7 protein-coding genes are annotated in these 12,321 nt (G+C 41.3%); 5 read left to right on the forward strand and 2 right to left on the reverse strand.

Annotated features, from left to right (window positions below):
• Nucleotides 1-62: 62 nt before the first annotated feature.
• Complete coding sequence (locus MWU82_RS20260) at nucleotides 63-2,777, reverse strand: pitrilysin family protein (RefSeq protein ID WP_215949389.1); 2,715 nt, start codon at nucleotides 2,775-2,777, stop codon at nucleotides 63-65.
• Nucleotides 2,778-2,938: 161 nt separating this feature from the next.
• On the opposite strand from MWU82_RS20260, the gene MWU82_RS20265 reads away from it, so the two are divergent.
• Both MWU82_RS20265 and MWU82_RS20270 read left to right on the forward strand, forming a co-directional pair.
• A complete protein-coding gene (locus MWU82_RS20265) occupies nucleotides 2,939-3,970 on the forward strand; it encodes an SUMF1/EgtB/PvdO family nonheme iron enzyme (RefSeq protein WP_215949388.1) in 1,032 nt (343 codons plus the stop codon).
• 46 nt (nucleotides 3,971-4,016) lie between these two features.
• Nucleotides 4,017-4,565 carry a YceI family protein gene (locus MWU82_RS20270; protein ID WP_247097713.1) on the forward strand — a complete coding sequence of 183 codons (549 nt, stop codon included), beginning with the start codon at nucleotides 4,017-4,019 and terminating at the stop codon, nucleotides 4,563-4,565.
• Between the two features lie 119 nt (nucleotides 4,566-4,684).
• Here the strand turns inward: MWU82_RS20270 and MWU82_RS20275 are convergent, their stop codons facing one another.
• Entirely contained in the window at nucleotides 4,685-5,557 is an 873-nt protein-coding gene (locus MWU82_RS20275; RefSeq protein WP_215949386.1) for an AraC family transcriptional regulator, read from the reverse strand.
• 214 nt (nucleotides 5,558-5,771) lie between these two features.
• On the opposite strand from MWU82_RS20275, the gene MWU82_RS20280 reads away from it, so the two are divergent.
• The 3 genes from MWU82_RS20280 to MWU82_RS20290 are packed head-to-tail and all read left to right on the forward strand — an operon-like array spanning nucleotide 5,772 to nucleotide 11,980.
• A complete protein-coding gene (locus MWU82_RS20280) occupies nucleotides 5,772-8,996 on the forward strand; it encodes a DUF1553 domain-containing protein (RefSeq protein ID WP_247097714.1) in 3,225 nt (1,074 codons plus the stop codon).
• Between the two features lie 34 nt (nucleotides 8,997-9,030).
• Nucleotides 9,031-10,542: a DUF1501 domain-containing protein gene (locus MWU82_RS20285; protein WP_247097715.1), complete on the forward strand. Its 1,512-nt coding sequence runs from the start codon at nucleotides 9,031-9,033 to the stop codon at nucleotides 10,540-10,542.
• Between the two features lie 43 nt (nucleotides 10,543-10,585).
• A complete protein-coding gene (locus MWU82_RS20290; RefSeq protein ID WP_247097716.1) occupies nucleotides 10,586-11,980 on the forward strand; it encodes a DUF2231 domain-containing protein in 1,395 nt (464 codons plus the stop codon).
• Nucleotides 11,981-12,321: the final 341 nt, after the last annotated feature.

Consider the following 12,321-nt stretch of genomic DNA (forward strand, 5'->3'; position numbering starts at 1 on the left):
CACTTAAAATTGCAAGTTGAACTAATCCCGCCTTTTTCGGCGGCATCTAGGTTTAATACCTTTTATTTCTTATAATCCCCAGCATTGATTATAGTCCAATTTTTATAAGGTTTAATGTATTTAAGAATGGCGTTGTTGATATCGCTTACGGTTAGATTCTTCACTTTTTCTTCCAAGTTTTTTTGGAATTCCATGGTGCGCTCGTAATAAATGTTGTTGTTTATTAGGCCAGCCAGTTCAGCATCTTTGGCCCGGGAAACATTTTCCTCCTGCACCCAGCCGTTTACCGCATTCTTCAACTCTTCCTCTGTAATGCCATCTTTTATAAAACGATCCAATTCCTCTTTAAACCCTAATTGCACCTTGTCATAGTTCTCCGGGGCGTAAATGGCATATAGGTATATGGATGAATTTTGGTCGTCCGCATTGGAATCGGCCTGAAAGCCGGCACCGGCACCATAACTAACACCGTCCTTTTGCCGCAACCTATCCGCAATCCTCGAATTTAGAAAACCGCCACCCAGTATGGTGGCTGCCATATTTAGCGCCGCATAATCTTCATTGTCCTGGCTAATTTTAACGTTAAGGTTTCCAAGGGTCATGGCATTTTTCTTGTCTGGGGTAAGAATGTCTTCATGTACTACCGGGGAATCGGTAAATGGATCTTTTAGCCTGGCGTAGGTATTTTTGCTCTTGAAGTTGGCATACTCTTTTTCCATGTAGGCTTTAATTTCTTCCGGCTGCATATCACCTATACCTACCAGAATGGACTTGCCCAATCCGTAAAACGCTTTATGGAAGCTTTTAATGTCCTCTATGTTGATTGCTCTTATAGCCGCTTCCTCTTCGTCGACTGTCATGGTGTATAAAGGGTGTCCCTTGGGAAAGGTGTTATTTATAACAGATAATCTTTTGGAGGCCAAAAATTGTGGTTCGGTCTTATTACTTTCCAAATAGGCCAAGGACTCTGTTTTTAATTTTTCCAATTCTGCCGCATCGAAGGAAGGGGTTTTGAGCATTTCCGACATTAGGGCCAATGTGGCCATCAGGTTTTCTTCGGTAGAAACTACATTGGCATAAACATTCCCATTACTGGCTCTAAAGGATACGGAAGATTTTAATTTGCTCAATTCGTCCTCGATCTGTTGCCTGGACTTGGAGCGGGTACCTTTGTTAAGCATGCTTGCCGTAAAGGATGGGACAACCCCTTTGTTTTTAAGGGATTCCACGTTTCCATTTCTAATACTGAAACTAAGTCTGACGGTTTTGCCGCGGTTGCTCTTTTTAATAATACCGTAGGCAATGCCATTGGAAAGTTGACCTTGGTCCAATCTGGATTGAATGGCATCATAGGAAACATCAAAGGCCTCACCGGTACCCATGTCTTCTTTGCCTTTATAGTTTGATACAAGGGCATCAAGATTTTGGGTGTGTTCAATTTCTATTCTTTCCGGCTTTTTGGTGGGATTAAATCTGCCTATGGTTCTATTGGTGGTAATGAGGTATTTTTTGGCCACTTCATTTACTGCTTCAAGACTGGCATTTTCAATTCTATCCCTTTGTATAAACGCTAAACGCCAATCGCCACCACCGATAAATTCGCTCATATAGGTCCCTAAGTAGGAAGAATTTCTAAAGATTTGATCGGTTCGTTTTAAAAGATTGGCTTTGGCACGATCCAATTCCTCTTGAGTGATAGGAGCGGTTTTTACGGCATTCAAAGTTTCCTTTAGTACTTTTTCCACTTCGTCCGCATTCTTATCCGAAGGTACATCTACGTTGATATATAAAAAGCCAGGTTCTTTGGTGAAAGGGGAGAAAGACCATATGGAGGAGGCTTTCTTTGCCTCGATCAAGGCTTTATATAGCCTGCCGGACGGTTCGTCCGCAAGTACGTCTTCAATAATGGAAATGGCGGCATAATCCTCATGTGAGCCTGCAGGAGTATGGTACATGGCCGAAACTATCTGTAGATCTCCAACACGATTGAGCTGTACTGTTTTTTCCCCATCTTGTGCCGGCTCTTCGGTATAGGAGTCCCTTATTGGAGTAGAGGGCTTTGCAATTTTGCCAAACTTTTTTTGGATCAAGTCCAATGTTTTGGCTTCGTCAAATTTGCCGGTAACCATTAAAACTGCATTGTCCGGTCGGTAGAATTTTTTATAAAAGGCCTGTAGGTTTTCAATGGGAACGCGTTCTATATCGGATCTGTTTCCAATAGTGCTGTTGCCATAGTTGTGCCATATAAAACCGGCATTGATAACATTCTGCATAAGAACCCTTGAAGGGTCGTTTTCGCCACTTTCAAATTCATTTCGTACCACACTGAATTCGGATTCCAAATCTTTTTTGGCAATATAGGAATTCACCATTCGATCTGCCTCGAGGTCCAAAGCCCAATCCAGGTTTTCGTCAGTGGCATTAAAGGTTTCAAAGTAATTGGTCCTGTCGAACCAGGTAGTTCCATTAGGTCGGGCTCCATGCGAGCTTAACTCTTTGGGGATATCCGGATGGTTGGGAGTACCTTTAAAAACCATGTGCTCCAAAAGGTGGGCCATGCCTTTTTCCCCGTAACCTTCATGTCTGGACCCAACCAGATAGGTGATGTTAACCGTTATGGTCTGTGACGAGTTATCGGGAAATAGCAGTACTTTAAGGCCATTGTCCATTTGATACTCCGTTATGCCCTCCACAGTAGCTACTTTTTGTAATTGCCCGTAGGAAAGACTATTGCAGATCAGGAAAAATAGTATAAGAGATAAGATTTTTATTCTCATGGTAGTGTAGTTTTTTGATATTCAATAATACAAAAATTAAAGGGTGTTTTAGGAGTTATAGCCTTAGAAATTTTGAGTTCTGGAGGTATATTATGGCATAGGGATGGCTCTTTGGAAAAATTGTAATATTTTTAGCCCATCAACCTAAACTAATTTATCAAATGCTAAGAATTGCCTCTAGATTATTTAATCTACCTCTTTTCAATTTTCTCTCACTTTGTTTCTTATTGATTTCCTTGCAGGCCTGTAAAACGGGACAGGCCGCAGCGGCCACATCAGATAATAAAATTCCGGTTGCAGAAGTGTTTACGGAGAAAATCCCGGCTACCGATATTTCTTTTGACATGGTATTGATACCCGAAGGAAAGTTTATGATGGGTAGTCCTGAGGACCAGGTGAATAGAAAGGACGATGAAGGTCCAATGAAGGCTGTTGAATTGGATGCCTTTTATATGGGGAAATACGAACTGGGTTGGGAGGTTTTTGAGTTGTTCTTTAAACAGAACAAGAATTTGTTCGAGACTTTGGATGCGGATAAGTTAAGTGGCATAGATGCCATCACAAGACCTAGTCCTCCGTATGAAGATCCTTCCTATGGTATGGGTAAGGTTGGGTATCCTGCGATAAGTATGTCAGCATATTCCGCCTTGGTGTTCTGTAAGTGGTTAAGTACCGTTACAGGCAGGTTTTATAGGTTACCAACAGAAGCGGAATGGGAATACGCTGCTAAAGCCGGGACCAATACGGCCTATTCTTTTGGTGATGATATTTCCAAAATTGATGAATATGCCGTGTATTATAAAAACTCCAATAATCAATATGCCAAGATGGGAAGCAAACTGCCCAATCCTTGGGGATTGTATGATATGCACGGAAATGTTTCCGAATGGACTTTGGATGAGTACAAAGAAAATGCCTTGGCCATTACCGAGTCCAAGAACCCTTGGGTAAAACCCACTGTGATTCATCCTAGGGTAATCAAAGGAGGGTCTTGGGATGATGATGCAAAGACACTTAGGTCCTCCGCCAGGATCGCATCCAGCTTAAAATTGCAAAAGAGGGATCCTCAGATTCCAAAAAGTTTTTGGTGGAACACGGATTCCAACTTTATTGGATTCAGATTGGTGAGTCCAAAAGTGCAACCCTCAAAAGAGGAGCAAAAGCAGTTTTGGCAAACTGTGTTGGACGAGTAGGAATATCAAGAAAAACCTTTTGTAAACAAATCACTAAATTTAACAGATGAAAAATACACTGTTCATACTATTGTCGTTCCTGGTTGTTGCTGGTTATTCCCAAGAATCATTTACCCTGTCCAAAGAAAGTGTCCTCAAAATTAATGGTTCGTCTACCATTCATGATTGGACTGTGACGGCCAATTCAATGAAGGGATCCATGAAAATGAAGGCCGGTGCTGTAAAGAATTTGGTGTTTCAGGTTGAGGTGGCCCAAATTAAAAGCGAGCGTGGGGCGGCCATGGATAAAAAAATGCATGCGGCACTGAAGATGGAAGAACACCCTGAAGTATCCTTTAAATTTAAAGAAATCAAGAAAACCACCGATTCGGAAAATACTTTTCAGATTCATGGGATGCTAAATATTGCAGGTGTTGAAAAAGCTGTAGATATAACGTCGGAATTCCAAGAAGCGGGTGGGAAATACCTTTTTAAGGGAAGCAAGGAAATAAAGTTGCAGGATTATAATATGGAGCCTCCTACTGCAATGTTTGGTCAAATAATAGTGGGGGATAATGTCACCATCGATTTCGATTTGGTTTTTATGAAGGGGTAAGCCTATTGGTTAACGGGGGTAACTATGCCATTGTTTTGGTTAAACTTATATGCTTAATGTAAGGTAAATTCTTCTATCCAAAAGGTCTTTGTTTTTACGAATCTTGTCTAGGGAGGCAGTTATTTGTTTTCTAGTTGTTCCTCCCGGAAAACTCCTGGGGTTTTACCGGTATGGCTTTTAAAGATCCTATTGAAATAGGATAGGTTTTCCAATCCCACTTTTTCTGCAATTTGCTTTAAGGAATTATTTGTTGAAAGTAGGAGTAGCTGTGCCCTTTCAATTCGTTTGGATTGAATGTATTTATTGGGGCGCATGCCAAAATTTTCATTGAAGACCCTAGAAAAATAATCTGTGTTTAGATGGCAGAAGTCGGCCAACTGTTTTACGCTTAAATTTTCGTGGAGATTTTCATGAATATAGTTTAATACCATACCAAATTCCTTTTTTACATTACTCTTTGTGAATTGGGAGTTGGTATCCTTTATGAACCTGGATATCAATATCTCCAAAATGGCATGGGTTTCCATATAGGCCGAAGGACTTAATTCTTCGTTCCTCTTTTCAAAATCCATCAGTGTGGGTCGGTTGTCATATACTTTTGGGTTGTTATTTTCCAGCTGCCTATTTGGATTTAGTTCCAACAAGCGCTTAAAATAATACAAGTCCATTGGATTGGCTTTTGACTCATAAATAAAACTGCTATAATTAAATATGGAATAACCATTCTTTATCTCTTCCAAACAACTGATATAATATTGTTCGTGGTATTCATCACATTTGTATCTGCCAAAGGTGTAGCTGGGGATGATATATATGTGTCCAGGTTTCAATTGAATGGCTTGATTGCTGTGATAAACCATGGCACTTCCCTCGGTGATGTAATATAGTCTAATAAATGGGCTAATAACATCATCATAATCCCATAGGGGCCCGAGTTTTGCGTAACCTACATTCAATAGGGCTAATTTTAGGGATTGAAGAATTTTGGACATGGCTCAATTTTTTGTCGGATTTAGAACAGTAGTAATCAATATATTTTTATCCAAATACCGATTAATTCACTACTAATTTAATAAATTTTATAGTGAGGAATAGGATTTGGCATGGTGTTAATGTCGGAAATGTGCAATACTTAAACTGATTTGGACCTGTATTATGAATCCTTAAATTTTATCTTTGAAAAGGTAGCAAATAGATAGGTCGAGTATGGCAATTATTAAGAAGCTTTTAGTTTATATCTGGGTTTTATTATTTTTTTCCTGTGGCGGTCCGGAAATACCTGAATTGGTATCTCTTGAATATGATAAATTACCTAAGAAAGTGGATTTCAATCTGCATGTTAAGCCCATTCTTTCTGATAAATGCTTTATATGCCATGGCCCGGATAAGGCAAAAATAAAGGCCGACCTTCAATTGCACACCCCCGAAGCCGCCTATAGGGAACTAAAGGAATCCCCGGGAAAGTTTGCCTTAAAGCCAGGAAATTTAAAGAAAAGTGAGGTGTTCCATAGAATTATATCGGAAGACCCCAACTATGTAATGCCTGAACCGGATTCCCACCTTAGTTTGTCCGACCATGAGAAGGCGGTCTTGATAAAATGGATAGAACAAGGTGCCGAATATAAAGATCATTGGGCATTTATAAAGCCCAAGGAATACACTGTGCCAGAAGTTATGGATAAGGCTGGACAGGTACAAAACCCTATCGATAATTTTGTATTGGCACGGTTGGAGCAGGAGAATTTACAGTTCTCTGCAAAAGCGGATAAAGAATTATTGCTGAGAAGGCTGTACCTGGATTTAACCGGATTGCCACCAACTTTGGAGGATATGGATGCTTTTATGAAGGACCCTTCTCCCGAAGCCTACGAAAAAGAAGTGGATAAATTATTGGACTCCCCCCACTACGGCGAGCAAATGGCCTTGGATTGGATGGACTTGGCCCGTTTTGCAGATACTCATGGATATAGTGTTGATAGATATCGAGATATGTCCCCTTGGCGTGATTGGGTAATAGATGCTTTCAATAGAAATATGTCCTATGAGCAGTTTATAACTTGGCAAATGGCAGGTGACCTTATTGAAAAACCTACTCGGGAAACTATTTTGGCCACAGCTTTCAACCGTGTTCATCCACAGAATATGGAAGGGGGTATAGTAAGTGAAGAGTTTCTGGTGGAATATGCGGTAGACCGTGCAAGTACAGCTGGACAAGCGTTTATGGGGCTTACTGTGGCCTGCGCCAGATGTCATGATCATAAATATGATCCCATATCACACAAGGATTTTTATGAACTTACCAGTTTTTTCAATAATGTAAACGAATCGGGACAGATTTCATGGAATGATGCCACCCCGGTACCTACCTTAATGATGACCACGGAAGAGGAGGAAAAGGTGTTAACCTATATGGACAGTTTAATTCAAGAAAAAGAAGGGGAAATCGAAAAAATGGAACAGGAGGAAGTGGCTGTCAATTTTGATAAGTGGCTGTCGCAAAAGCAATACAAATCCATTGGGATGAAAGTTCCTTCAAACGGATTAACGGCCTACTTCAATCTAAACGATCAAAGTTTGCAAAATGTCATCGATCCAAAGCATAGGGGAACCATGAAGCGGGAAGGTACGGAAGGGCAAAAAATAAATCTTTCCGAGGGAAAACAGGGCAAAGGGGTTCTGTTCGATGGAGATACTTGGCTGGATTTGAGAAAGACAGGGGTTTTTGGAAGAAATGATGCCTTCAGTATAGGTTTATGGGCAAATATACCTGCGAATATCGAGAATGGTAATATTTTCCACAAGGGCGATGGCGCCATTTTGTACAATTGGCGTGGGTATCATCTGAAGATAGTGGACAATAAATTGGAACTTATGATGGCACATACAGCACCCAACAATGCCATTGTAGAGATTGCCAAAAATACGTTTCCACGGGACCAATGGGTGCATTTTGCCATTACCTATGATGGGTCCAGCAAGGCTGAAGGATATAGGTTGTTTGTTAATGGTAAGGAGATGGAGACCACCGTAAAAACTGATAATCTGTACAAGGACATTCTTTTTAGAAACAATAATGAACCCGGCTTGCAATTGGGGGCAAGATTAAGGGGTAAAGGAATAAAAGGAGCTGTGGTAGATGAGATAAGGGTGTATGAAAGGGATTTGTCGGCCGTGGAGGTAATGCAACTTGCAAGCGATCCTCAATTAAGTGAATTACTAAAAAAAGAGGTCGTTAGTCTTGGGTCCGGGGATAAAAAAATATTGCAGGAACACTATTTGAAGTCGGTTTCCCAAGCCACCAAAATACAGCAACATAAATTGGCGGAATTGCGTAAGAGCTATGTGGATAGTGTGGAAAAGGTAAAAGAAGTAATGGTCATGGAGGAGACCCCGGAACCGGTGCAGTCCTACATATTGGATCGGGGAGTGTATAACGCCAGGGGGGAAGAAGTGTTTCCCAATACTCCTAAAGCTATATTGCCCATGCCCGAAGACTACCCAAAGAACCGATTGGGATTTGCCAAATGGTTGTTTCATGAAGACCATCCCCTTACGGCCAGAGTGGCGGTGAACAGGTTCTGGCAACACTATTTTGGGTTTGGCCTGGTAAAGACTTCGGAGGACTTTGGAAATCAGGGAGAAATGCCAAGTCACCCGGCATTATTGGATTGGTTGGCCCTGGAATTTAGGGACTCGGGATGGGATGTTAAGGCATTTCAGAAATTGATAGTGATGTCCCACACCTATCAGCAATCTTCAATGGTAAGTAAGGAATTGATGGAAATGGATAGCGACAATAGACTTTTGGCAAGAGGACCTTCCAAGAGGCTATCCGGAGAAATGTTGCGCGATAATGCCTTGGCCAGTTCTGGATTGCTCAACAAAACCATTGGTGGGGAAAGTGTTAGTCCTTACCAACCTGAAGGTCTATGGAGGGTGAACAACGCTACCTATAGGCAGGATACCGGGGATAAACTGTACCGAAGAAGTATGTACACCATCTGGAAACGTTCCGTGCCACATCCTACCTTGGCTACCTTTGATGCCCCGGCTCGAGATGTTTGTACCATTCAACGACAGGAAACTAATACCCCGCTTCAGGCCTTGGTATTGCTCAATGATCCCACTTATATTGAAGCATCAAGAGTTTTGGGCAAGCGTATGAGTGATTCAGCAGACTTAAAATTGGCCATTTCCAATGTCTTTAGACAGCTTACTGGAAGAAAAATTAAAGAGGATGAGCTGCAATTGCTGGTGGAACTTCAGGAGAATGAATACAAAAAATTCGCGACCAATTTGGAAAGAACAAAAGGATGGCTGAATACAGGTGAATTTAAATTGGAAAATGGTGACGATAAGGCTTTGGTAGCCGCCAATGCGGTGGTGGCCAACACCATTATGAATGCGGACGCCTGTATTACCAAAAGATAATAGAATAAAGAAAAGCAGAATTAAACAGGAGGTTATGTGCGATCATCATGATAAATTAAGATCTAACAATCGGGATCTTCAGAGTATAGAAAAACAATGGGATAGAAGGGAGTTCTTTAAAAAGACCTCTTTGGGCATTGGGGCTATGGCCCTTGGTTCATTATTGCAGTCGGAAAAACTTTGGGGTGCTGTTAATCCTGTAGCTGGTCCCATTGATTCTTTAAATTCCTTCGCTAAAAATAAATTGGGATTGCCACATCATTTGCCCAAGGCAAAACGTATTGTGTACCTTTTTCAAAGTGGTGGTCCTTCACAATTGGATCTGTTCGATTATAAGCCCAAACTTAAGGATATGTTTGGTCAGGATTTGCCCGATTCCATAAGGGCTGGACAGCGCCTAACGGGGATGAGCGCCGACCAAACTGCTTTTCCTATTGCCGCATCCACTTTAAATTTTAAGCAGTATGGGGAATCCAGGGCTTGGGTCAGTGATGCCATGCCCTATTTGTCCGAGGTAGTGGATGATCTTTGTTTTATTAAGGGCATGCATACCGATGCCATTAACCATGATCCGGCCATAACCTTTTTTCAAACCGGGAGTCAACAACCGGGGAGACCATCTATAGGTTCCTGGATCAGTTACGGATTGGGGTCGGACAATGATAATTTACCCACTTTTATTTCCTTGGTCTCCAAAAATGGTTCAGGGCAACCCTTGTACTCCCGTTTATGGGGCAATGGTTTTTTGCCTACAGAACATCAGGGGGTGCAATTCCGATCAGGAAAGGATCCTGTACTCTATTTGGGGGACCCTGAGAACTATGACGGCAATGACCGCAGACAAATGCTGGATTATTTGAAAAAATTGAATGGAATGGCATATGATGCCTTTGGCGATCCGGAAATTAATGCGAGGATAGCGCAATATGAAATGGCCTACAGAATGCAGACTTCTGTTCCTGATGTGACGGATACTTCGGACGAGCCCGACTATATTTTTGATATGTATGGTCCAGATAGTCGAAATCCCGGAACTTATGCGGCAAATTGTTTGATGGCCCGTAAATTATTGGAAAAGGATGTGAAATTTGTTCAATTGTATCATCAAGGTTGGGATCAACATGGCAATTGCCCTGGGGGAGTAAAATATCAAAGTAAAAATACAGATCAGGGAACCGCAGCATTGATAAAGGATTTAAAACAACGTGGCATGCTGGAAGACACCTTGGTGGTGTGGGGCGGAGAGTTTGGACGAACAGTTTATTCCCAAGGTCAGCTCACTGAAACGAACTACGGTAGGGACCACCATCCCAAGGCTTTTACCATGTTCATGGCAGGGGCAGGGGTGAAACCTGGATTTACCTATGGTGAAACCGATGACTTTGGGTATAATATTATCAAAGATCCGGTACATACCCACGATTTTCAGGCTACCTTATTGCATCTATTTGGTATTGACCATGAACGATTGACCTTTAAACATCAAGGCCGAAGGTACAGACTTACCGATGTGCATGGCGATGTTGTAAAGGATATTCTTATCTAATGCAAAAAGAAAAATATGTTACCAGCAGTTTTAAAAGTTAGGAATGGAAAGTAGTGTGCCAGATTTTATATTGTTCTTAGGTCGATTTCACCCACTAGTGGTGCATTTGCCAATTGGGTTCTTAATTTTTGCTTTTATTTTAGAACTATATGGGCGTTGGAAAAGAGATTCCGGGGCCTCCTTGGCGATTGAATTTGCTTTGTTAGGTGGGGCCCTAAGCGCAGCAGTTGCCTGTGTTCTTGGGTATATGCTTTCTTTGAGCGGGGACTATGACGAGGGTATGTTGGATACCCATTTTTGGTTTGGAATTGCAACTACTTTAGTTGTATTTTTCGCATGGTCCATACGTTCGGGCAAGCTTAATATAACAAAATTAAAGGGTTTGAAACCCAATATGGCCAGTCTGACCCTTGTGGTGGTTTTGGTGGGTATTACAGGGCATTACGGAGGTAATTTAACTCACGGAAGCGATTATTTGGTAAAATATGCGCCATTTGGTAGAAAGGAAAAAGTAGTGCTACCCCCAATTGACAAATTGGAGGATGCCGCGGTCTATGACTATTTGGTAAATCCTATTCTGGATGCCAAGTGTGCTAGTTGCCATAATTCCAACAAGAAAAAGGGCGGACTCTCTTTTCAGGACAGTATCGATATTAAAAAAGGAGGTAAAAATGGTGAGGCCTTTATAGCTGGAAATGTCGCCAAGTCCGAGATGATTAGACGTACCATGCTGGATCCCCACCATGAGGATTATATGCCTCCTGAAGGTAAAACTCCCCTTACTGATGAGGAGAAATCAATTTTGACTTTTTGGATAGAAAAGGCAAATGCGGATTTTAGGGTAAAAATGGGGGAATTGGAAATTCCTGAGGAAATAACAAGTATTGCCTCTAACATGTTAGGCTTGGAAGATGTGACCGGTAAAAGTGGAATACCTTTGCCTAAAGTGAGTAAAATAAATGAGGAAATACTAAAGGATATTGCGGGTGCAGGGTTTAAAGTTCGGGAATTAATATTTGAATCTGGTTTGTATGAGGTTGTTTTGCCCCCTCATTTTATTAGTTCCAAGAACAGTGAGGAATTGGATGGAAAGCTGGAAAAGCTACTTCCAATGAAGGACAATATTATATGGCTTTCCCTTAAGGACAATGATGTGCGGGACAGGCATTTAAAAACCATCGGTCAATTCGTAAACCTTCAAAAAGTAGAGCTGGAAAAAAATCCGATCACAGACGTGGGTATAGCTGAAATTACAGGGATTCAAAGTATAACGGGCCTTAATTTATATCAAACTAAAATTACTGCATCAAGTTTTGAAAACTTTATAAAAATGAAGGGATTGAAACGCGTATACGCTTGGGGTACAGCAATAACCGAAGCTGAGGTTACAAGTTTTGCCGAAAAAGAAAATCGTCCCGCCATAATAATGGGAATGTAAAAATTAGTGATAGCCGGGGAGTAAAGAGTGCAATATTCTTAAAATTTGATTTTCGGCGGAATTAATTGTAAAAATTTAAGTACGGACGAGTTGATGATGATGTGATAACAGGAATATACTGTTGCTTCCTTCCCTTGGAGGATATCGGGTTTTTCAGCCCTTTCCAAGCGGAATCTAAATAGATGAAAATATAGTTCCCTAATGAAACAAAAAATAGGCATAGGAATAATTTTATCGGCCTTGGTAGCCCTGCTTTTCGCATTCAAGTCGGGGCTTTTCAAATCCTCCGGTGACGGGTATGCCGATCAGAAGCTGCCCGAGGTGGTGGATTATAATTTTCA

This window comes from Arenibacter sp. S6351L, assembly GCF_023016025.1.
In the GTDB taxonomy this organism is placed as follows: Bacteria; Bacteroidota; Bacteroidia; order Flavobacteriales; family Flavobacteriaceae; genus Arenibacter; species Arenibacter algicola_B.